The sequence below is a fragment of the Bacillus sp. DWP3-1 genome (assembly GCF_049896565.1).
GTDB lineage: Bacteria > Bacillota > Bacilli > Bacillales > Bacillaceae > Bacillus.
This window is the reverse complement of the sequence record NZ_JAFCUN010000004.1, coordinates 119,842-140,545: the sequence shown is the minus strand read 5'-3', so window position 1 is coordinate 140,545 and position 20,704 is coordinate 119,842. Positions and strand designations below refer to the sequence as shown.

General features: G+C 43.2%; 20 protein-coding genes. 3 read left to right on the top strand and 17 right to left on the bottom strand.

Going from position 1 to position 20,704, the window contains the following annotated elements; all coding sequences use genetic code 11:
• Positions 1–14: 14 nt before the first annotated feature.
• On the top strand, positions 15–1,142 hold the full coding sequence (locus ACP7A0_RS10705) for a M20 peptidase aminoacylase family protein (protein WP_106039351.1): 1,128 nt from the start codon (positions 15–17) through the stop codon (positions 1,140–1,142).
• Positions 1,143–1,190: 48 nt separating this feature from the next.
• Here ACP7A0_RS10705 and ACP7A0_RS10700 read toward each other — a convergent pair whose 3' ends face one another.
• From ACP7A0_RS10700 to ACP7A0_RS10630, 15 genes are all read right to left on the bottom strand, one after another.
• Positions 1,191–1,913 carry an SDR family oxidoreductase gene (locus ACP7A0_RS10700; RefSeq protein WP_106039352.1) on the bottom strand — a complete coding sequence of 241 codons (723 nt, stop codon included), beginning with the start codon at positions 1,911–1,913 and terminating at the stop codon, positions 1,191–1,193.
• A gap of 123 nt (positions 1,914–2,036) precedes the next feature.
• Complete coding sequence (locus ACP7A0_RS10695) at positions 2,037–2,792, bottom strand: alpha/beta fold hydrolase (RefSeq protein ID WP_223256585.1); 756 nt, start codon at positions 2,790–2,792, stop codon at positions 2,037–2,039.
• A 106-nt stretch (positions 2,793–2,898) separates the two neighbouring features.
• Positions 2,899–3,780 (bottom strand): glycine betaine ABC transporter substrate-binding protein, encoded by an 882-nt coding sequence (locus tag ACP7A0_RS10690; RefSeq protein WP_034664219.1) that lies wholly within the window; start codon positions 3,778–3,780, stop codon positions 2,899–2,901.
• The gene (gene opuAB / locus ACP7A0_RS10685; protein ID WP_034664471.1) at positions 3,780–4,625 is read right to left on the bottom strand and encodes a glycine/proline betaine ABC transporter permease subunit OpuAB; all 846 of its coding nucleotides are present in this window, start codon (positions 4,623–4,625) and stop codon (positions 3,780–3,782) included. The genes ACP7A0_RS10690 and opuAB overlap by 1 nt, the downstream gene beginning before the upstream one ends.
• A 10-nt stretch (positions 4,626–4,635) precedes the next feature.
• Positions 4,636–5,904: a glycine/proline betaine ABC transporter ATP-binding protein OpuAA gene (opuAA, locus tag ACP7A0_RS10680; RefSeq protein ID WP_034664221.1), complete on the bottom strand. Its 1,269-nt coding sequence runs from the start codon at positions 5,902–5,904 to the stop codon at positions 4,636–4,638.
• A 399-nt stretch (positions 5,905–6,303) separates the two neighbouring features.
• Positions 6,304–7,398, bottom strand: a complete 1,095-nt coding sequence (locus ACP7A0_RS10675; protein ID WP_003217200.1) for a toxic anion resistance protein — start codon at positions 7,396–7,398, stop codon at positions 6,304–6,306.
• A 14-nt stretch (positions 7,399–7,412) separates the two neighbouring features.
• Complete coding sequence (locus ACP7A0_RS10670; RefSeq protein WP_426005084.1) at positions 7,413–9,029, bottom strand: YceG family protein; 1,617 nt, start codon at positions 9,027–9,029, stop codon at positions 7,413–7,415.
• Between the two features lie 70 nt (positions 9,030–9,099).
• On the bottom strand, positions 9,100–9,915 hold the full coding sequence (locus ACP7A0_RS10665; RefSeq protein ID WP_066031364.1) for an HAD family hydrolase: 816 nt from the start codon (positions 9,913–9,915) through the stop codon (positions 9,100–9,102).
• Positions 9,912–11,021 carry a cysteine protease StiP family protein gene (locus ACP7A0_RS10660; protein WP_426005082.1) on the bottom strand — a complete coding sequence of 370 codons (1,110 nt, stop codon included), beginning with the start codon at positions 11,019–11,021 and terminating at the stop codon, positions 9,912–9,914. The genes ACP7A0_RS10665 and ACP7A0_RS10660 overlap by 4 nt, the downstream gene beginning before the upstream one ends.
• Positions 11,014–12,345 carry a phosphoribosyltransferase family protein gene (locus ACP7A0_RS10655; RefSeq protein WP_338712595.1) on the bottom strand — a complete coding sequence of 444 codons (1,332 nt, stop codon included), beginning with the start codon at positions 12,343–12,345 and terminating at the stop codon, positions 11,014–11,016. Before ACP7A0_RS10655 ends, ACP7A0_RS10660 begins: the two co-directional genes overlap by 8 nt.
• Complete coding sequence (locus ACP7A0_RS10650) at positions 12,335–13,525, bottom strand: HpcH/HpaI aldolase/citrate lyase family protein (RefSeq protein WP_106039357.1); 1,191 nt, start codon at positions 13,523–13,525, stop codon at positions 12,335–12,337. The genes ACP7A0_RS10655 and ACP7A0_RS10650 overlap by 11 nt, the downstream gene beginning before the upstream one ends.
• A gap of 94 nt (positions 13,526–13,619) precedes the next feature.
• Positions 13,620–14,399: a TerC family protein gene (locus ACP7A0_RS10645; RefSeq protein WP_426005079.1), complete on the bottom strand. Its 780-nt coding sequence runs from the start codon at positions 14,397–14,399 to the stop codon at positions 13,620–13,622.
• 140 nt (positions 14,400–14,539) lie between these two features.
• On the bottom strand, positions 14,540–15,118 hold the full coding sequence (locus ACP7A0_RS10640) for a TerD family protein (protein ID WP_034664245.1): 579 nt from the start codon (positions 15,116–15,118) through the stop codon (positions 14,540–14,542).
• Positions 15,119–15,158: 40 nt separating this feature from the next.
• Positions 15,159–15,740: a TerD family protein gene (locus ACP7A0_RS10635; RefSeq protein ID WP_034664247.1), complete on the bottom strand. Its 582-nt coding sequence runs from the start codon at positions 15,738–15,740 to the stop codon at positions 15,159–15,161.
• Between the two features lie 20 nt (positions 15,741–15,760).
• Entirely contained in the window at positions 15,761–16,360 is a 600-nt protein-coding gene (locus ACP7A0_RS10630; RefSeq protein WP_426005076.1) for a TerD family protein, read from the bottom strand.
• 435 nt (positions 16,361–16,795) lie between these two features.
• On the opposite strand from ACP7A0_RS10630, the gene ACP7A0_RS10625 reads away from it, so the two are divergent.
• Positions 16,796–17,788, top strand: coding sequence for an LLM class flavin-dependent oxidoreductase (locus tag ACP7A0_RS10625; protein ID WP_426005074.1), 993 nt, complete (start codon positions 16,796–16,798; stop codon positions 17,786–17,788).
• Between the two features lie 210 nt (positions 17,789–17,998).
• Positions 17,999–19,039: an acyltransferase family protein gene (locus tag ACP7A0_RS10620; protein WP_426005072.1), complete on the top strand. Its 1,041-nt coding sequence runs from the start codon at positions 17,999–18,001 to the stop codon at positions 19,037–19,039.
• Positions 19,040–19,059: 20 nt separating this feature from the next.
• Here the strand turns inward: ACP7A0_RS10620 and ACP7A0_RS10615 are convergent, their stop codons facing one another.
• Positions 19,060–19,839, bottom strand: coding sequence for a glucose 1-dehydrogenase (locus ACP7A0_RS10615; protein WP_426005070.1), 780 nt, complete (start codon positions 19,837–19,839; stop codon positions 19,060–19,062).
• Positions 19,840–19,958: 119 nt separating this feature from the next.
• Positions 19,959–20,387, bottom strand: coding sequence for a cell wall hydrolase (locus ACP7A0_RS10610; RefSeq protein ID WP_034664257.1), 429 nt, complete (start codon positions 20,385–20,387; stop codon positions 19,959–19,961).
• Positions 20,388–20,704 lie beyond the last annotated feature (317 nt).

Sequence of the window (20,704 nt, the reverse complement as noted above, 5' to 3'; positions counted from 1 at the left end):
CAAGGAGGCTACTCATGACAACTTTGACAAACGAAATGCAACAGACCGTGACAGACATCTTTGAACACCTGCACGCCCACCCAGAAATAAGCTGGGAAGAAACGAATACGACGGCTTATCTTGAAGGCATATTAAAAAAAATGGGCTGCAAGACTCGAACATTTGACGACTGTACAGGAGTGATTGGTGAAATTGGAGAAGGCGCACCAGTGGTCGCTGTGAGAGCCGATATTGATGCACTTTGGCAGGAAGTAGATGGTGAGTTTCAACCCAATCATTCATGTGGTCACGATGCACACATGACAATGGCTCTCGGCACCTTCATGGCATTAAAGGAAAAGGAGCTCCCGAACGGCACCATCCGCTTCATTTTTCAGCCTGCTGAGGAAAAAGGCGGCGGCGCGCTGAAAATGATTGAAAAAGGTATGTTAGCAGACGTTGATTACTTATACGGAGTGCATGTGCGCCCAATTCAAGAAACATTAAACGGACGCTGTGCACCTGCAATTTTGCATGGATCGAGTAATCATTACATCGGCACAATTATTGGAGAGGAAGCCCACGGTGCACGCCCGCATCTTGGGGTCAACGTCATTGAAGTGGCTTCTACCCTCGTGCAGAGACTCGCGCATATCCATGTCGACCCAAGAGTTGCACATTCTGTAAAAATGACCAACCTACATGCTGGCGGGGGCAGTTCAAACATCATCCCTGGCAAAGCTTCTTTTACATTAGATGTCAGGGCACAAACAAATGATGTGATGGATGAACTAGAAAAAGAAATTGAAAGAGCCGTACATGCTGTAGCGGATGCCTTTGGCGCTTCCATTACACTTTCAACCGATCACCGTCTGCCTGCCGCAACCTTAAATGAGGAAGCTGTCCAGATCATGTCTCATGCCATTGAACAGATTTTAGGCAAAGAGCAGCTCGATCCCCCGATCGTCACGACAGGCGGAGAGGATTTTCACTTTTATGCAGCAAAGGTTCCGCATATCAAATCCACGATGCTTGGTTTAGGCTGTGATCTAGAGCCCGGTCTACATCATCCATATATGACATTCGACCGCTCTGCTATCTTTACCGGCATTGAGATCTTGACGGAAGCTGTCTATCAAACCCTTCAGCAGCATTCATCATAAAATCAAAAAACCACCCGTTTTTTCTTTAAACGGGTGGTATGCTTTATATTATGCATTCAAATCTGTCATGGCTGGGACGTTGATTTCTTTTACACAGGATACCCTTGATAAATGAATCACACATCTCGCAAGCTCTACAATATCCTGTACAGGGATTCTCGTTTCACCATATAGAGTGATGGCTTTTTCGGCTCCATCTTCATATGGAACCTCTGCCGCCAGCTCTCCTGGATTGATACAGGTGACGGATATTTTATCTTTTCTCACATGTTCTCTCAGTGCATTCACAATTCCGCGCAGGCCAAATTTAGAAGCGACAAAAGAAACCTGCGGCAGGTTTGTATGATCTAGTCCCGCCGTTGAGCCAATCACGATGATTTTTCCATTCTCCGATTTCCTTACGTGCGGAAGCAGTGCTTGGATGTAAGTAATCGTAGAGGTGACATTCACATTGATTAAATGAGCGATATCCTCTGGCTGATCGTGATCGAATGAATAATCATCTTCAAAGCCTCGTTTTTCCCATAAACCAATGTTATAGATGAGAACATCAATGGTTTTATTCTCCAATGCTTCGAGCATAAAAGGGATGTGGGTTTGGCTTGATAAATCAATTTTCAGCCAAATTCTATGTACACCGTCATCTATGTTCAAACTGCTCGGTTCACTTCGCGACACAATCCAAACTGTATCTCCACTTGAAGGAAGACCTTTTACAAAAGCATCCCCTAAGCCTTGACTCGCACCGAATATGATATAGTTTTTACTCATAGCTCCTCCTTCTACGGCTCATGAGCTTTCAGTCAGACTGCAGCTCATCTGTAAGCGTTTTATGCCTATATCATATAGGTTCTAAGATCTAACTGCCTCTTTTATGCCTGTCTTCACTTTCGGCTACTTGATTTCCTTTAATTCCACTGGTAACGCACGCTCTTCTATAAAGGATTGAATCATATCAATAAACAGTTCTTTCTTTTCAAACGTAAATGTATGTCCAATATCAGGAACGACGACACCTGTTGCCTTCGGATGTGATGTCGTTATTTTCTTTGCTGACCGTTTCATGATACCTTTTTCCTTTTCTCCCACTGTGACAAGAATCCGTGCCTTCGCTTGTTGAAACGTGTCTGGGAGCTTGTAATGGAGATTTTCTTGAAACATCGTCAGAAGGGTTTTCTTCTGCAAACTCTTCGAATCCGCCGCATAGTCATTCAGTACATCGTTTGGAAGCCCCATCTTTTCAGCTTGGAGCTGGATAAACCAATCTTTCTTTAATAATGGATACGTAAGAGGTAAAAGAGGTCTCACCATCAAGTAAAGCCATGGCAGCGGCATCACAAGAGCGCTGTTGATGACGGCTATGTCTACGATATCAGGCTCATTCGATAACACTTCAACGGCAACCTGTGCACCTAGAGAGAATCCAATGAGTATCACTTTACGGCCGTGCGCATGCTGCTTGAACCACGAGATGACTTCAAGAGCGCTTTCTCGCATGGAAAATGACTGTTCATTTGCTCTTGTCCCGTGACCAATCAGATCAGGCGTATAGCATTCATACGCTTCCTTGAATGTTTCCATCTGCTCCTGCCACATCCAGCTGCTGACTCCTCCGCCATGCAGGAAAATCATGATTGGCTTATCCATCATCGACAACTCGTCCACCATCCTTATATAAGAAAAAAGCAGCCGCTTTTTGAGCAGACTGCTTTTTCATATGCTCCCTTCTATTATAAGGGAACCTCATCACTATAGGCTATTTTTTCAAATCCTCAATCGAGTTGACGTTCTTCATATATGTCGGAACAACTAGCCCCATGCGAAGACCTTTCATACTTGTGCCTAGATCATCATATTTCCCTTTAAACTTCGCTGCATACGTTTTATGCGTATTTGGCAGCCAAGCAGATAACGATGCATCTGCACTTCCAGTTGCAATTGCTGTCCACATCGGACCTGCTTCCACCTGAGTCAAGGTCACTTCAAATCCGAGCTCACGCAGTACTTCTGCAGCGACATTGGTACTTGCAATCTCACTATCCCACGCAACGTAGGCAAGATTGACTTTGTCACCATTCGACTTTTTCACGCCTTTTGTCCATTTCGCTACTTGGTCTTTATGTTTTTTCACATATTTAACGGCGGCATCCTTTGGATTGATACCATCTTGGATATCCATCATGACTTCGCCCATGTCATCTTGAGACCATTTAAATTGACTAAGCATTTTGGCTGCTTCCGGCTGATCTTTTGCAAAACCTTTACGTGAAATCGTATGAATCTCTTCCGCTTCACCGTAAGATTTCTTTGGATCCTCTAAATATTTTAAATCATAGCGAGTAAACATCCAGTGTGGATTCCAGCCAGTGATAATAATTGGCTTTTTACGGTCGTAAGATTTCTTGAGCGTTGCGGTCATAGCTGCACTTGATGCAGACACAACCGTCCAATCCTCTAAGCCGTAATCCTTTTTCGCTTGATCCGTTAGCGCCATAATCCCTGAACCCGGATCAATGCCGATAATGGTTTTATTCACCTGCTGTGCTGCACTCGCATTTGAATCTGACTTCACGCCACAAGCGGCTAGTAAAAAGACAAGCAGGGCGGTCATCCCAATGTAGAGAGACTTTTTCCACATTAAGCATTCCCCCTGGTTTTTTTCGTTTTAATGTTTTGTGTAATACGGTCGAGTGTAATCGCCACAATCACAATGGCAATACCTGCTTCAAAACCAATTCCTGTTTTCAGCTGCGTTACCGCACTATATACTTCCGAACCAAGTCCTGGAGCACCTACCATTGCCGCAATGACGACCATTGATAGAGCAAGCATGATACTTTGGTTAATACCAGCTAGGATGGTTTTTGTTGCAAGTGGAAGCTGAACTTTGAATAAACGCTGGAATGTCGTTGAACCAAATGCTTCTGTTGCTTCAATTAAATCAGCTGGTACTTGTTTAATACCGAGAATCGTCATACGAATCGTTGGCGGCATGGAGAAAATAACTGATGCCACAACCCCAGGCACAACGCCAATGTTAAAGAAGAAGATTGCTGGTAAAAGATAAACGAATGCAGGCATTGTCTGCATTAAATCTAAAATAGGTGTTACAATCTTACGCACAGTTTCCTTCTGTGATGCCCAAATACCGATCGGAACCCCGATCACGATGGAAATGACCACAGCTGTCAAAACGAGCGCAAGTGTTTGTAGCATTGGATGCCAGTAGCCTAAATAGTCGATCAGCAAAAATCCAATAAGTGTGAAAAGAGCAACTCCTCTTGTACTGATCCACCAGGCAATGCCGGCAAAAATAAGGGTTAAAATAATAGATGGAATCACACCAAGTGCTGCCACAATTCCATTTACTGTGCCTGCTAATCCATTTGTGATGCCATCAAAGAAACCACCAAACGTTAATGTTAACCAGTCAACAAATCGATCAATGTAATCCGCGAACTGAATTCTAGGTAAATCACTCATACTAAACATCTTATTCTACCTCCTGTGCAGAAGGCTCTTGTGTTTTAATTTCCTCAAGTTTGTTAGAAGACATGTTGATATACTCATCATTACCTGATAACGCACCAATTAATGCACCTCTGACCACAATACCCTTCATTCTGTTTTTCTCATCGACAACGGCAATCGGAATGTTTGCTGCATCAGATACTGCGTCAAAGATTTCTGTCAAATACGTAGATTCCAATACTGTCGTGAATTCTTTATCGAGAACTGTTTCAAGCGACGCTCCCATTTCTGCCGCCTTTTTCGCTGCTTGTGCAGAAATAACACCTAATAAATGCTTTTTCTTATCTACTGCATAGATAGACGAAATCCCAAGGTTTTTCATGAGCGTGAGCGCAACACGTGCCCCTTTGTCGATCTGAATTGTTTCTGCACGTTTCATAATATGACCAGCGGTTAATACTTTAGAAAGGTCGACATCTTCAACGAAACGTTCAACATATTCATTCGATGGGTTCATCAGGATTTCTTCTGGTGTTCCGATTTGAACGATATTTCCGTCCTTCATGAGCACAATGCGGTCGCCAATCCGAAGCGCCTCATCTAAATCATGGGTAATGAAAATGATCGTTTTTCCTACAGATGTATGAAGCTCAAGCAATTCATCCTGCATATCTTTACGAATTAATGGATCGAGTGCGCTGAAAGCTTCATCCATTAATAAAATGTCAGGGTCATTTGCTAATGCACGTGCCAATCCAACACGCTGCTGCATCCCGCCACTTAATTGGTTTGGGTACTGTTCTTCAAAGCCTTCAAGTCCAACAAGCTTTAAGGATTCAAGCGCTTTTGAGCGGCGTTCTTCTTTGTCTACACCTTGTAATTCAAGACCGTACTCTGTGTTCTCAAGAATCGTACGGTGGGGGAACAATGCGAAGTTTTGGAAGACCATGCTGATCTTTTTCCGTCTGACTTCACGCAATTGATCCTTTGACATATTTGTTATCATATCCCCATCAATAAATATTTCTCCGGAGGTTGGTTCGATTAACCTATTTAGCAGCCGCACAAGTGTGGACTTTCCGCTCCCTGATAGCCCCATGATGACAAATATCTCGCCGTCATACACATCAAAATTTGCTCGATTGACACCAACTGTTGCGCCGGTCTCTTTTAGGATCTCTCTTTTTGTTTTCCCTTTTCCAAGCATTTGAGATGCTTTTTTAGCATTTTTACCGAAAATTTTAGATACATTATTTATCTTGATTTTGATAGTTCTCTCTTCAGAATTCATATTTTCCCTCCAAATTAGCATCTTTATAACCGTAACATAAGCGTTATGATGCGAACAATCTTTAGAATTCGCTTATTTCCGCACAATATGTATGAATTCCATATAGAGGTCTGGTGATTAGAGTTTATACGCCGTATTACTCGTAAATCCTATAGAATGCTTCATAAACTACATATTTTACGGGGTATTTCCTCTCATCAGACAATATTTTACTGGAAATTCCTAATTGTGCTAAAAAATAACTCGAATCCTCACCATAGCGGACTTTTTCAAACATGGGCGAACCATTCCCCTGAACAGGATTTACCCGAAAATGGTCACATAAAAACCTTTTTTCTTCAAATTTTAATAAAATTCATGAGTAACTGCCTGCAACTTTAGTTACAGACAGCTTATTTTTTAGGACTCTAGGGCAGCCCGCTTAATATTATCTTGCAATTCAAGCATACGTTTTGTTCCATCTTCGCGTAATCGTTTGTTTTCTTCTTCGATCTGTTTCGTCTCTTTCATCCCTTGTACAATCGTATTAAAGGAAGATTCGATCGTTTCAATGTCGATACTTGGACGTCCAGACAATTTGGCAATCTCCACACTTTGACTTGAGATGTTTTCAGCATTTCGTTTCAGCATTTCATTTGTTCTTCTATCCAGCTCACTCATTGAATCAGCCACAAGCTTTTGTCTTTTCGCTGTAACAGCTTGAATGATCCCATTTTTAAAAATTGGAATGGTGATGATGAACGCTGAGTTGATTTTACCGATTAATTTCGTATTCCCACGCTGCAGCAAACGAATTTGCGGTGCCGTTTGAAGAGCCACCATCCGTGCCATATCAAGGTCATATACACGCTCTTCCAATGCTTGAATGCCGTTACGAAGTGTATCAAGCTCCATTTGTGCCAGCTGGTTTCCACTAGCCGCTTTTTCTTCATAAGAAGGAACCAATTGCTTTAATTCTTCGATTTTCATTTGACCTGCAACAACATACTTTTCAAGCTCCATATAGTATTGAATGTTATGCTCATACATTTCTTCAAGCGTCACAGTCGATTTGGTCATTTCGTCTTTATATTTACTGATTTCTACATTAATTTTTTCAATCTCTGCACCTAGCGTTTGATATTTACTGAAAATCTTTTCAATCATGCTGCCGCCGCGTTTAAAGATTTTTGATAACAAACCACCCTTTGGCTCGTCAAAATCATTTTTATCAAAACGATCCATAATTTTTCCAAGCTGCGTCAGCATCGTTCCTGAGTCAGTGACACTTGTTGAACGCATCATCGAAAGAATACGATCAGAGAACTTAGAGATTTCAACGGCCGGCTGCTTTCCGTATTCAAGCAGCTCCAGCTGATTTTTCGCATCGATCTGTCTCGCAATATTTTGCACTTCTGGTTCATTTCGAAGCTGAACGCGGATATCGTCTGCCTTCTCAATGGAGATTTCCTCTTTATCAATTGAAATGATGTCATTTCCGTTTGTATTTGTCATAAGTTTTGATCTCCTTATCGATTTTTAATGGATTGAAATAACTTTCTGACGATGGATGGCTCTTTAAACTCCTGATTCATGACCATCTCATCAAGCCAATGGGTATCAAATAATTGGTCATCTATATACCGCTCGATACACTGGTATCCCGCCGGATGATACACGAAGAGATCCACCCCCATTTCGTTTAGGAAAATGAGGGCAGCCGCATCAGAACGAGTCAGCTCACCATTATATTCCGTATGGTATAAAATCACTTTCGGTACGGTTTGTGCATAATCAAAGGTTTGAATGAGTTCAATGAGCTCCTGGCCGATATGCAGTATCTGTTTGAATAAATAAATACGGACATCTAATTCGGTCTCATTGCCTTCTTTTAATAGCTTTGGATTCTGACAGATTCGAGATATCGCCTCTGCTATCGCACGCTGCGCGCCCTCATATAGATGAGAAAACTGCCATACATTGCTTTTCATTAATAATTCAGGATCAATCTCTCCAGCAGAAGAAAGGGCATGCTGATAATGAAATTGATAATTCGAAGACACTTCTTTCGTAAAAGGAAAATGGCGAATGGTCTTCGTCTCTTTCCCTTCCATTAACGTATGGATACGATCCCAGTATTCACGCTTGTCTCGTGTGATCCCCATCATTTTCGCAAAGAGATTCGGAATCTGTATCGTGTCCCGGTCTGCTTGAAAATTAGGGCGAATAAAGGAACGTTCCTTTGCAATTAAAAACAGCTCATCATACGTTGTCTTCAGCGTAATGGAATGAGGGGTATGATCTCTGAATTGCCACGGCTTATACAGCATTGAATCTTCCGTGTGGAGCACCTCTTCAAGCTCTCTTGTCGAGCGGTACGCCACCGTTGATTTCCTCTCAGGCTTTTCAGTAGGGAACGGTTCAAGCTTTGAATTTCCCGGATACTGATCAATAAAAGTCAGCTTTTCTTCTGGATCTAATTCGCGGAACGAATCCTCGCCCTCTGGATGAAATAGCACAACATCACAGCCAATCAGCATGACATAGTAAAGAAAATAAAGCTGACTTTTATTCGCCTCTCCATACCAAATGACAGCCGGCATTTTTTCTTCTATATTGACTTCCTTCAGCCATGGATCTAGATGATTATTTGAAAACTTCACTACATCCAGCAGAACCCGGCGGAAATCGGGATGCTGAAATCCATCCTCATGCATCTGTTTGAAATGCTCAAACACCTTGATCAATGAAAGGCGGATATGCCGGTTCATCACAGGGTTTGGATGGCGTACAATCAGCTGTTCACCATCTAAAAAAGCCACAAAGCGATTCACGGACAATCCCTTTTCTTCTTGGTTAATCAAATGAATGCGTTGAAGCGCTTGAAAATGCTCCGGCTCAATATGACGATTGAGCGTTTCACTTAAAATATGAACGCCATCTGTTTCATATAATTCATGTAAATAAATAAAATAATCGGTTGCATCATGCGGAGTTCCAAGGACCCGGGCGGCGAGACGCGGCAAGGACAATGTATGCTCGTCCTTTACATAACCGTCTCTTTCAGGGAGCGGCTTTTTCAGCACGTTTTTCCAGGCTTCCTGCTCCGCCCGTGTATGGTTGACATCGATTTCTTTATAACTCACGCCGCTCCTTCCTTTCTCCTATATTTTCTCGAAAGCTACTACTATCATATCATTCACCCTTCTACTTCTGCTATCGAATCGAAGGCTTTTTTACGGTCGTCATCTGCTTCATGACACAAGCGGTGATTTCATCTGCTGCTGCCATGCCAGATGCTGCTGTCGGCTCAAGTAATGGGTCAAAGTCAAGCACTTCCCCATGCCTCGGGGCAAAGCCCATATCCGCCTGACGAATAAGACCTGCATCTAAAAGGGAATCGCCTGCACCATATACATATTCAAGCTCCAGCCGTTCCTTTAAAAAAGCAACAGCATCCCACTTATTGAGCGGCTCCGGAATAAAATAAAGCTTCCGTCCTTGAAGAGAAACCTGCCAGCCTCTCTCCTCGCCCCACAGCTTCAATTCAGCAAGTGGAATGTGAGACAAATACTCATCTTTCATAATCAAATAAAGAAATTTCCCCTCTGCTGTCCGGGTACGCTTCACCCATGCCGCAACTGGAAGGTCGGAGATGGCTCTTAGCATCTCTCTGACTGACATACACGCTTTGAGCCTCTCATCAACGATGGCCTGCCAATCCTCAAGCGGCTTGCCGTGATGAAGGATACAGCCCCCATTTGTCGTGACGGCATACTCCGGTTGGAGCTCTTGCTGAAAGAAGGTGATCCGTTCATACTGAGCAGTCGTTCTTGTCGTCACTGGAATGAACCAGCCTAATTGATGAATTGTCTGCAAGGATTTTTTCGTTTCAACCGACATATAGGAAAGCGGTCGTTCGTCCAGCACCTCAACTAAATCATAATCTCCTTCATACTCATACTGGTCCAGCACTCGATGTGAGTAAATCAGCGTCCGGTCTAAATCACTGGCAAACGCACATGTCTTCATGACGTCTGTTCCATCGGACGAATAAGTCCACAGCAAGTATAGGACATATTGGCATATTCAATGACAGGAACGCCTCTGTCCTCTGCCAGAAGCAAAATATGCTTCAGCTTCTCCTGAGACCCCGGCTGAATCAAGATTTTCCAAGGGATTCTTCTAAGCAGCACACGGGTCGTCTCACCAACACCCGGCTTAATCAAATGGGGATTTTCAATGTGAAACTCCTGACCGATCGCTTCAATGGACGCCATCCCCCGCCAGTCCGCAGGCATTCCCTGTGTGAGGATGGTCTCTGCTTTCTCTCGTACATTTGGTTCGAGGCTAGAAAATGCTTCTTCAATTGTATCCACATACAGGTTGGACACATCCTCATCAAGCAACTCTTCATAATACTTCGCCCCATGGAAATCATCGGCATTGATCCAGCGGTTGTTTAGTACCGTTCGACTGACAAGTCCTGATACCGTCGAATTCAGGCAGGCACTTGGAATGAGAAAGTCCTCTCTCGTTCCGTAGACATTTGTACAATAGCCTGGATCAGCTAGTACAGCCAGTTCACTAGAAAGACGAATATCATACTTTCTTTCAAAATCAATCACAGCTTTTTGGAGCTCTCTCGAAATCGCACCTTTTCCGGTCCATCCATCAATAAAGGCAATCTCAAAGCCCGGATGTTCCTTGAGCATATAATGCAGCGCATTCTCATCTATTCCTCGGTCACGAATAATAGAGATGCTGTAATGAGGCAGTTCAAGACCATATGTCTTTCGAATATATCGTTTGATGAGCACCCCGATCGGCGTTCCCGCCCTAGCCAAACTGCAAAGAACCGTTTGGAAGCCTCGCTTTTTCACAATCTGTTCTGCTACCACAGCTACTGCTTCTGCTACCTTTTCCTTACTTTCTTTCAGAGATTGATAGAATAAATCCATATAAGATTCCGTTGGTTTATACTCAATCGGCAGCATTTCTGAATAATGCGCACCGCTCTGAATCGAACGCTCCCGCTCTTCTGTACTTTTCTCCATCTCAATGGATGATAAATCTTTGAGTAAGAAGGTTACATCCTGCTCTGGATAGCTTCCCATCTTTGTATACACATTAGCCATTCACCTTCACCTCGTCTGATAAAGTCACAATATGCACATGCTTCACATGCCGCTCGGCAAATAAGTGAACAAGCGGACGCAATGCCTCCTGAGAGACCTTTTTCTCAAAAAAGAGAAATACATCATCGTATTGATCTTTTGGTATGTTGTACACGTAGTGCTGAATTCGGGCATCCTCTGGACTCACAAAGGTAAACCCATTTTGAACAGCGTATCCATCCTTTTCAACAGGGTGAATTGGGCTTCTCGTCGTTGAATGAAAGAGAACGCCTTCTCCCATATGTGCAGCCAGTCTCATCGGCACATACATCAGCTCACCTGTTCCTAAACAAAGTGTCTGCTTTCCTTTACGTTCCTTCTTCAGTTTCAGCCCAGCCTGTGCAGCTGCTTGGTCGATGGCTGCCGTATCTGCTGCGTTTAAACCAAAACGGCCCGTTTCATGTATATATGGCGAATGACCCGCCGAATTTGCTGCATGAGAAAGTGCATACGGCTCGTGCTTAAAGAAAGATTGAAGAGAGTGAACAGAGAGACTTGGCAGATCCTTTTGCTCAGCAATCTCATACGAATAAGCTGGCTCATCCAGCGTTTTGCCCCGAAAGACCATTTGCCCTTTTAATAAAGACAATGATGTGATGTGAATACCAAGCTCCTCTTCAAGCTCACACATGGCTTTCTCGTGCTCCTCAGTCCGCCAGTCCAAAATAGAAAGAATCGTGTAAGAATGCCGCGGATGCTTTGCATGAAGGTCCCGAATGATATTGATATTCGTACGGCCTGTCGTGACTTCATCATCTACTAGCACGATGGGACGGTCTGTGCGAAGTAATGCTTCGTCTGCATAACAAAGCTGATCCGTCGCATGCGAATGCTCTTCTTCAAATACCAATGAAGGATCAAGATCCAGCAGCTGTTCACGTGTCGTATGGATGTAAGATGCTCCTTCTATTACGTCATACACACCATGCCCCAGTGCTGTTGCTGTTTCTGCAAAGCCGATCACGATCGGCTGTTTTCCTGATGAAAGCTTCTCTTTTTTGAGTGCTTCGTAGGCTTTAGTTAATGCCGTGTGGTCATCCGTCTTGAGTGCTTCTACTAAAAGGTCTTGATGCGGAGATGTCTTGCCTGTTTGCTCTTGGGCATATGCCATGGCTAAAAGACCCGAGACAAGAAGCGGTTTTACTGGATGAACAGGAATGTGCTTACCGAGCACCTTACTAACGAATAAAAAGGCTCTTTTTTTGTTCACTCTTGCTGCCATGTCAAAAAGATGCTCTTTTTCCAGCTGAAGCGCACCTTCTTTGAGATCAAGCTCAACTTCCATATGTTCCAAGATGCTCAGCGTATGCGGCTTCTGCTTCTTTGAGTATGTCGATATAGCTTCTATTTTCATGAAACACCCCGTAAATATCTGACTTAATTAAAATGTGCTCTGCCCACCGGTAATGCGGCTTCGTTTCATTCATTTTATTAGAGAAGGTACTCTTCATTACGCCAACTGTGCCGTCTGCATGTTCAAGAATGCTTAATGCATCCATATACTCTTCCTTCGTCACAACATACATGCTTTGCACCGGCTTAAGATGTGTTGGATGAATGACCGTCTTTCCATGAATGCCGTTAGCGACATCGAGTTTTGTCTCCTTGAGTAAACCTTGTACGTCATCAAATTCAGATAAAGACGGTTCACCGCTCCTATGAGAAAGCGCACGGATGAATGGCTTTTGTTCCTTTCGAGCAGGGCCAAAATGCTCCCACACAGCCCCAGAAATTACAAAGGAACGCCCAAAATAATTGATGATATCTGTGATTAAATCTGCAATCAATTTGATCTCATAGATGGTCGTGTCACGATCACGGCGAATACCGTACAAACCGCAAAGATCCGTTGCCCCAATGCGAATATTCAAAATATATTCTTCATCATTCAGCAAGATCTGCTTTAACTCAGACAACACCGTATATCTTGTTTCTTTTTCTAATAAATCGGGTGTTTCCAAAATGGGCATCCCATAAAGTGTTGTCCGCGTTTGGGACGATGCCTGTTTCAGACTGTCCAAATAATCCTTCGCATTATGAACTGAACACTTCGGGAACACAAAACCGGTAAGTAATTGAAGAGAGGAACCGAGCAAGTCTGCCATTTTAAGCAGCTGTTTCGGCGAACGAACTCGAATAAATAAAAGAGGCAATTGTTCAGCCGTTTCAGGAGCATGCGTTACTTTCTCTTTGAGACTGGCCAATTGTGTCACTAGATTCTGTTCGGCCATGTCCACTTCTTGATCACCGATGGCATCCTCCAAGCAAAATACAACAGAGCAAAGCGCTTCATATTTCTGCGACAGCAGCATATCTGCTATATCTTGTCTTGTCGCAGGCATATACAAAGTAGCACCTAATGCATGCGCAAGTACATGCCTCGTTGTGAGTGAATGCATCGCCCCTGGCCGCTTGAAAAAAAGATCGTGCTGCCTCGCCTCTGATAAAAATCGAAAATACCGCATGCTGTGCCACCTCCTGTTGTTTAGAGAAAATAAATGACCTGATGATTCAAAAAAGGATGGAGCCGCTAGTCAACTCCATTCCTTTTTGATCGTCCTATTCTTCTTTTGAAGCCGCAGCTTCGTTTGTCACATCTTGATGTTTCTTCTTATTGATTTTATGAACAATAAACGTCCCGATAAATGCTAGGATAATAATTGCAAAGAATGCGACATGCGGAATTTCAATATGAGCAGCACTTAAGCCCATTTTGATGGCAATAATTCCAATGAGAATAAACGCTGTATTCTCAAGCTCTGGAATACGGTCAATGAGGACAAGGAATAACTGTGCCACTGTACGCATCATGAGAATTCCAAGCATTCCGCCTAATAGCAGAATCCATACTTCCTCAGATACAGCGAATGCCGCAAGAATACTGTCCACCGAGAAGGCAAGGTCCATAATTTCCACAGAAATAACGGTTGCCCAGAACACGCCAAATACACGAACCATCCAGCCTTCTTTTTTCAATTCCTTCGCTTCGTCATCGCCTTCACCTAACCAGAAGTGCTTAATGACAAGCCATGCTAAATATGCAGCTCCGAGGACCTTAATCCACCAGAACTTAATAAGCAGCATCCCTACGCCAATGAATAGAAAACGGAAGAAATAAGCGCCAATTAATCCGTAGGTTAATGCCTTTTTACGCTGCTTTTCTGGTAAATGTTTCACCATGACAGCTAATACAAGCGCGTTATCTGCTGATAACAATCCTTCAAGCACAACAAGGGTCCCAATAAGCCCCCAAGAGACAGGGTTTGTTAATACCTCTGCCCACATATGCCAATCAAAAAACGAGGCATACGTGTCCAACATATGTTTCAAAATATCCAACTGGTTTTCCTCCTATAAGTGTAGAAGCATCAGCAGGCTTTCGCCTGCTGTTATTCTTGACCGCTGTTTCTTTCTCACTTTGGAAAAGGCCCTCATATGAGTCATTGGCAGCGCCACTTGAATCGATTTGTTTCTATCGTTTACACTTCTAACCCATAATTTTGACAAAGAGCTGCAAGTCCGCCAGAGAATCCGCTTCCGATGGCGTTAAACTTCCAATCGCTTCCGTGGCGGTACAACTCACATACCACAACAGCTGTTTCAATTGAGAAGTCTTCCCCTAAATCAAAGCGAATCAATTCTTCCCCGCCCTCTTCATTTACAACACGAACAAACGCATTAGAGACTTGTCCAAAATTCTGGCTGCGCGTCTCTGCATCATGAATCGTAACTGTAATTCCGATACGATCAATGTTAGCAGGAATTTTTGAGAAATCAACGAGAATTTGCTCATCATCTCCATCTCCTTCGCCCGTCCGGTTATCACCTGTATGAGTGACACTGCCGCTTGGGTGCTGAAGGTTATTATAGAAGACAAAATCTGTGTCTTGCTGACAACGATTGTTTGCATCGACTAAGAAAGCCGAAGCGTCCAAATCAAATTCGGCTCCACCAGAATATTTATTCGTATCCCAGCCAAGACCGATCATCACTTTCGTCAGCCCTGGGTTGGTTTTTGTTAAATCGACACGTTGTCCTTTTGAAAGCTGAATCGCCATATTCGTACCTCTCCTATCTTTGAAAATATGAAACTAGCCGTTACCCGATATCTAAACCGAAGTCCGTTGCAATGCGGGCAAGTCCGCCTTGATAGCCCGATCCGACAGCTGAGAATTTCCATTCCCCGCCATGACGGTATAATTCACCTACAATAATCGCTGTCTCGATGGAGAAGTCCTCTGCCAAATCGTAGCGAATGAGTTCTTCATTTGATGCCGCATTTAAAATACGCACATATGCGTTCGTTACTTGTCCGAAATTTTGACTGCGCGCTTCCGCATCATGAATCGTAATGACAAATGAAATCTTCTCAATACTCGCTGGTACAGCTGATAAGTCGATATTGACTTGCTCGTCATCTCCGTCTCCTTCACCAGTGCGGTTATCGCCTGTATGTACGACACTGCCGCCACCGCCAGTTGTTTGATTGTAAAAGACAAAATCCGATGGAGAGCTTGCCTTACCTGCTGCATCTAAAAGAAATACACTTGCGTCTAGATCAAAGTCATGTCCGCCGTCATACTTATTGACGTCCCAGCCAAGACCGACGACCACTTTTGTTAAACCTGGATTCGTTTTTGTTAAATCAATTTTTTGACCTTTCGCTAAAGAAATTCCCACTAGGAATCTCTCCCTTCTGATTAAATATAGTTTCTCGTAATATCGGCAAGCTTCGCATCATTTGTACCGTTTCCAACAGCCGCAAACTTCCAATCATTCTCATGACGATAAAGCTCTCCAACGATTAACGATGTTTTCCCTGCATACTCATCTTTTAAATTATATTTCACTAATTCTTGATTGTTTGAACGATCCACGATGCGAATGTACGCATTTTGAATCATACCAAAATGTTGATTTCTTCTTAGTGCATCATAGATGTTCACAACAAACACCAATTTATTCACATTGCCTGGCACCTTGCTCAAGTTGACGAGGACTTGTTCATCATCTCCGTCTCCTTCACCAGTCAGGTTGTCACCTGTATGCTCGACACTGCCGCATTTGCTTTTCAAGTTGCCAAAATAAATCAAATCTTTATTTTCCGTAAACTTATCATTTTTCAGCATGAGCACTGAAGCATCACAATCAACATCAGCGCCTCCGCCGCCAAACAGCTTTCCTAAAAATCCGCCGCCTTGTGATACAGGGTCCCAGCCAAGTCCAACAAGAATATTCGTTAGCCCTGCTTTGCCTTTTGTTAAATCAATACGTTGACCTTTTTCTAATGTAATCGCCAAATCAATCACTCCTCCAGCATAATAAAAATCTATTTATTAAGCGATGGACCCTATTAAAATTATCATACATGAAAATTCGACAAAATTCATGATATGACATTGGAGCCTCTTACTCTTTTTTCTATTTACTAGTATATACGATCTATGTTCAAGATAGGTTTCAAACAGATGATATTTTTTTAACGAAAGATCCATGTTGAAAATGGTTCATGTCGTAAATGAAGTGTTTCATGTGAAACATTGTCGAATGTTCCCGGTAAGCAGCTCTAGCTGAATGAACGACGTGTAGGCATCATTTCACTTGGTTTTATATGTTGATATAGAAAATATAAAAGCTTGCGATCGAGAGATAAACCCTTTCGTTTCCTTCTATTCATGGATTTCTTTATACTTGAGATGAAGAACATGGACCGTTTCGATGAAAGGATGTTGATAATGCCATCACTTCACATATTAGATCAAGTCGCTATTCCTAAAGGTCAGACAGCCCAAGAGACATTGATTCACACAACGCAGCTGGCTCAGCTTGCGGAAACTCTTGGGTATGAGCGTTATTGGTTTGCTGAACACCACAGCACAAGAGGGCTCGCTAGTACAGCACCTGAAATATTAATGGCTCATATTGCCGCTCATACATCAACCTTACGTACCGGGTCTGGCGGCATTTTACTTCCGCAGTACAGCCCTTTTAAAGTAGCAGAGGTCACGCGGCAGCTTGAGGCCCTTTATCCTGGACGAATTGAAATCGGTGTCGGCAAATCTCCGGGCGGGATTGAAAGGACGAGACTGGCTTTGACGGACGGCGTGCATAAAGACCTGTCTCAGTTTGACCGCCAGCTGAAGGATCTTCTATTTTACTTATCAGACAGCCTGCCTTCTGGGCACCCACATGCAGGAGTCAAAGCTTCTCCGCTTGTTGATGCTCATCCGCCGGTTTGGCTGCTTGGGCTAGGAGAAAATAGTGCCATGCAGGCGGCGGAGCTTGGGATCAACTATATTTTTGGTCATTTTATCCACCCTGCACGCGGCAAGCAAGCATTTGAGACGTACCGGTCTCACTTTTCTCCATCTGTCTTTTCCGGGCAGCCGCACGCTATGTTTGCTGTTTTTGTCATCTGTGGTGGAACAGATGAAGAGGCCGACCAGATCGCCAGCAGTACAGATTTATGGCTGCTGCGTGTTGAAAAAGGACTGGACAGCCGCGTACCTTCTATAGAAGAAGCCAGTTCCTATCACTACACCACGCAGGAAAAGAAAAAAGTGTTACAAAACCGCCAGCGGATGATTGTTGGCTCAAAGGCAACGGTGAAAGAGCAATTACTTAGCTTGATGGACCGCTATCAAACGGATGACATCATGATTCTAAACAATTCCTTTGATCCGATCGAAAAACAGCGCTCCTTCAAACGAATCGCAGAATTATTTTGAAGCCAATCCCCTTGGCTTCTTTTTTTCATTGTCATAGAAAATGGGAAATGTAACATCAAGATGTCAAAATCCTTTCGTCTGTCATCTGATCGCAAATGTGTCTTCTAATCGTTAGCGAACTGTAAACGCATAAGGGGTGTACCTTTTATATAGTAGAGGTACATATTCAAAGAATCGTTTACGACGCTAGAAGGAAGGAGATGACAGGCCATGAAAAAGAGACTCGATTGGGTCGATGCGGCTAAAGGAATCGGCATTCTGCTCGTGGTCATGGCGCATGTGCCCATTCCAGATTCTTTAAAGCAATTCATTTACTCTTTTCATATGCCGCTTTTCTTTTTACTATCAGGCATGATGTTTCGATCATCCTCACACCCTGCTCTGTCATTTATTCAGAAGAAAGCCAAGAGCTTACTCTTACCCTATCTCTATTTCTCCATCATTACGTATGTTTTCTGGTTCTCCGTTACTCGTTTTTTTGCCTTTAAGGGACAAACGGATATTGACCCTTTCGTTCCGTTTACAGGTATTTTTATATCCAATGCAGATGAAGCTAGACTCACGCATAACCCAGCCATCTGGTTTTTAACGACGCTCTTTTTAGTGGAAATTATATTTTTCTTTATGCACCGTCTGACAAAAGGGAAACCTGCTGTCCTGATCTTACTGACCGTTTTTTGCGGAGGTGCTGGATATGCCTCTACATTGCTTTTAGACCAAAGTCTGCCTTGGAATGCCAATGTCGCCTTGACGGCTGTTGTGTTTTATTCAATTGGATTTTTGGCAAAGCAATGGTTTGTGGAATTAAAAACAGATCCAACCCTTCTTCTATGTACAGGTCTGCTTGTACTGACGGCTTACATGCAAAGCTTGAATTCACGGGTCGATATGCGCGTTAACGACTATGGCGACCTCTTTCTTTTCTATGCATGTGCACTGCTCGGCTCAGCTGCCGTGATTTATTTAAGCTTTAAATTCAAAACGTCCCCTATTTTGACGTATCTCGGACGAAATTCTATTGTTATTCTTGTCTTGCAGTTTGCCGGCATCGATATCATGAAAGCATTTGTTTATTATGGACTTGGCATCAATATTGCGGATACAGCGCAGCTCTCTTGGACACTCTTTTATACGATCGGGACTTTGCTGCTTATGGTGCCGTGTATCTCCTTCCTGAGCAAGTATCCGATGCTGCTCGGCAAACCAGCCAAAGCAGCACACCGCTACGAACAAAAAACATCCGCCGGCTGATCGGGCGGATGTTTTTTGTATTAATCATTGATTTGAGAAGGATAAAGCGTCATTCCTCCATCCACAAATAAGGTGGTGCCTGTGATATACGAAGCTTCCTTAGATACGAGGAATGCAGCGGCGGACCCAATCTCCTTCGGTTCGCCAAAGGCTCTCATCGGAATCTTTTCAAGCTGCTTTTGTTTTTTCTGTTCATCCTGCAAATCATCATTCGATTCGGTCGCCATTGTACCTGGTGCAATCGCATTGATCCGAATACCTGCTTCCGCATAATCAAGAGCCAGCGTCTTCGTCATCATATTCATTCCACCTTTGGAAGTGGAATAGTGAACATTGAACGGGCGCGGTATTTCCTGATGGACACTGGATATATTTAAAATGGACCCTTTGATGTCATGCTCCATCATATAGGCGATCGCAGCCTTTGCTCCTAAAAAGGCGCCTGTGATATTGACATCAATGACTTTTTGCCATTGTTCAAGCGTCATCTCATGCGGCATCGCTTCTTCGCCATTAAAGCCTGAATTATTAACGAACACATCTACTGTACCGAAATGCTCCAGTGCTGTATCCATGATGGCTTGAATTCCTTCCTCTTCGGAGACATCTGCGTGTACTTTCACCGCTTGACCTCCGCGCTGCTGAATGGCTTGTACCGTTTCTTCAGCACCCTCTTCATCGCCTTTATAGTTCACAACCACATTCATTTGCTCTTGTCCAAATCGTAATGCGATGGCTTGTCCGATTCCTTTTGAAGAACCTGTGACAATGGCTGTTTTCCCTTTTAAATCTTGATACATCTTCATTTCCCCCAATCACATGCTTCATCTTGTTGATACACAATGGTTACCCATTTTGAAAAAAAGAAAAACACAACCCTCTGCAATCGTTGACTAAGAGGATTGTGCTGTTCATCAAGCTAAAAGGTGTTATAGACATTTTCACATGTTTCACCGGTTGGCTGATAAAAGCAATGCGACTTATACCTTGCCACAAACGGCTGATTGTACCAAGTCGGTGGACAATTTCCAGGCGGTTTAAAATACCAAAGGCTGAATTTTGCCGGCCAAAATCGTTCTCCGTTAATATTCCTACGCGCTAGTGCTTTTTCCGTTTCTCGTGCTCGTTGATAAAAATAACCATGCGTGACCGCTTCAAATGCATGCTCCTGATAAATCATTTGTGGAATCGTACGCAGCCCTTTAAAGTCAGAGCAGTTGGCACGCAACCGGTTGATGCCTACATTTCCTACGAGCAGCATCCCTTGCTTCCCTTCACCTTCTGCCTCCGCTCTCAGCAGTCTGGCCATTAGATCAATATCAGAGCTTGTCGCTCTTACCACTGCCATACATCCACCTCCATTTCGTTTCTCTTTTATTTTATGTGGTCTTTCTGTCTAGATGACTGCCATTTTGACGGGAAAAGACACTTTCCATGTCGGGAGCCTGTCTAAATACCTCAATATTTTGCTGGACATGTGTCTCTCTGGCAACAACACACAAACCAAGTAATCATGCGCATAACAGGAAAAAATATTCATTACTATAGACTCATTTACAAGTCATAAAAATCCTTCTAATTGCTACACCATTATCAAAAACAGTCATTTGAACCTATTCAACAATCCGACTCAAAACCTTAAAATATAAAATGTTGAGTTTTTAC

Excerpts from the sequence above, each read along its gene's own strand:
- ACP7A0_RS10705 (WP_106039351.1), top strand. The coding sequence starts at position 15 with ATGACAACTTTGACAAACGAAATGCAACAGACCGTGACAGACATCTTT.
- ACP7A0_RS10700 (WP_106039352.1), bottom strand. The coding sequence starts at position 1,913 with ATGAGTAAAAACTATATCATATTCGGTGCGAGTCAAGGCTTAGGGGAT.
- ACP7A0_RS10695 (WP_223256585.1), bottom strand. The coding sequence starts at position 2,792 with ATGATGGATAAGCCAATCATGATTTTCCTGCATGGCGGAGGAGTCAGC.
- ACP7A0_RS10690 (WP_034664219.1), bottom strand. The coding sequence starts at position 3,780 with ATGTGGAAAAAGTCTCTCTACATTGGGATGACCGCCCTGCTTGTCTTT.
- opuAB (WP_034664471.1), bottom strand. The coding sequence starts at position 4,625 with ATGAGTGATTTACCTAGAATTCAGTTCGCGGATTACATTGATCGATTT.
- opuAA (WP_034664221.1), bottom strand. The coding sequence starts at position 5,904 with ATGAATTCTGAAGAGAGAACTATCAAAATCAAGATAAATAATGTATCT.
- ACP7A0_RS10675 (WP_003217200.1), bottom strand. The coding sequence starts at position 7,398 with ATGACAAATACAAACGGAAATGACATCATTTCAATTGATAAAGAGGAA.
- ACP7A0_RS10665 (WP_066031364.1), bottom strand. The coding sequence starts at position 9,915 with ATGAAGACATGTGCGTTTGCCAGTGATTTAGACCGGACGCTGATTTAC.
- ACP7A0_RS10660 (WP_426005082.1), bottom strand. The coding sequence starts at position 11,021 with ATGGCTAATGTGTATACAAAGATGGGAAGCTATCCAGAGCAGGATGTA.
- ACP7A0_RS10655 (WP_338712595.1), bottom strand. The coding sequence starts at position 12,345 with ATGGAAGTTGAGCTTGATCTCAAAGAAGGTGCGCTTCAGCTGGAAAAA.
- ACP7A0_RS10650 (WP_106039357.1), bottom strand. The coding sequence starts at position 13,525 with ATGCGGTATTTTCGATTTTTATCAGAGGCGAGGCAGCACGATCTTTTT.
- ACP7A0_RS10640 (WP_034664245.1), bottom strand. The coding sequence starts at position 15,118 with ATGGCGATTCAGCTTTCAAAAGGACAACGTGTCGATTTAACAAAAACC.
- ACP7A0_RS10625 (WP_426005074.1), top strand. The coding sequence starts at position 16,796 with ATGCCATCACTTCACATATTAGATCAAGTCGCTATTCCTAAAGGTCAG.
- ACP7A0_RS10620 (WP_426005072.1), top strand. The coding sequence starts at position 17,999 with ATGAAAAAGAGACTCGATTGGGTCGATGCGGCTAAAGGAATCGGCATT.
- ACP7A0_RS10615 (WP_426005070.1), bottom strand. The coding sequence starts at position 19,839 with ATGTATCAAGATTTAAAAGGGAAAACAGCCATTGTCACAGGTTCTTCA.
- ACP7A0_RS10610 (WP_034664257.1), bottom strand. The coding sequence starts at position 20,387 with ATGGCAGTGGTAAGAGCGACAAGCTCTGATATTGATCTAATGGCCAGA.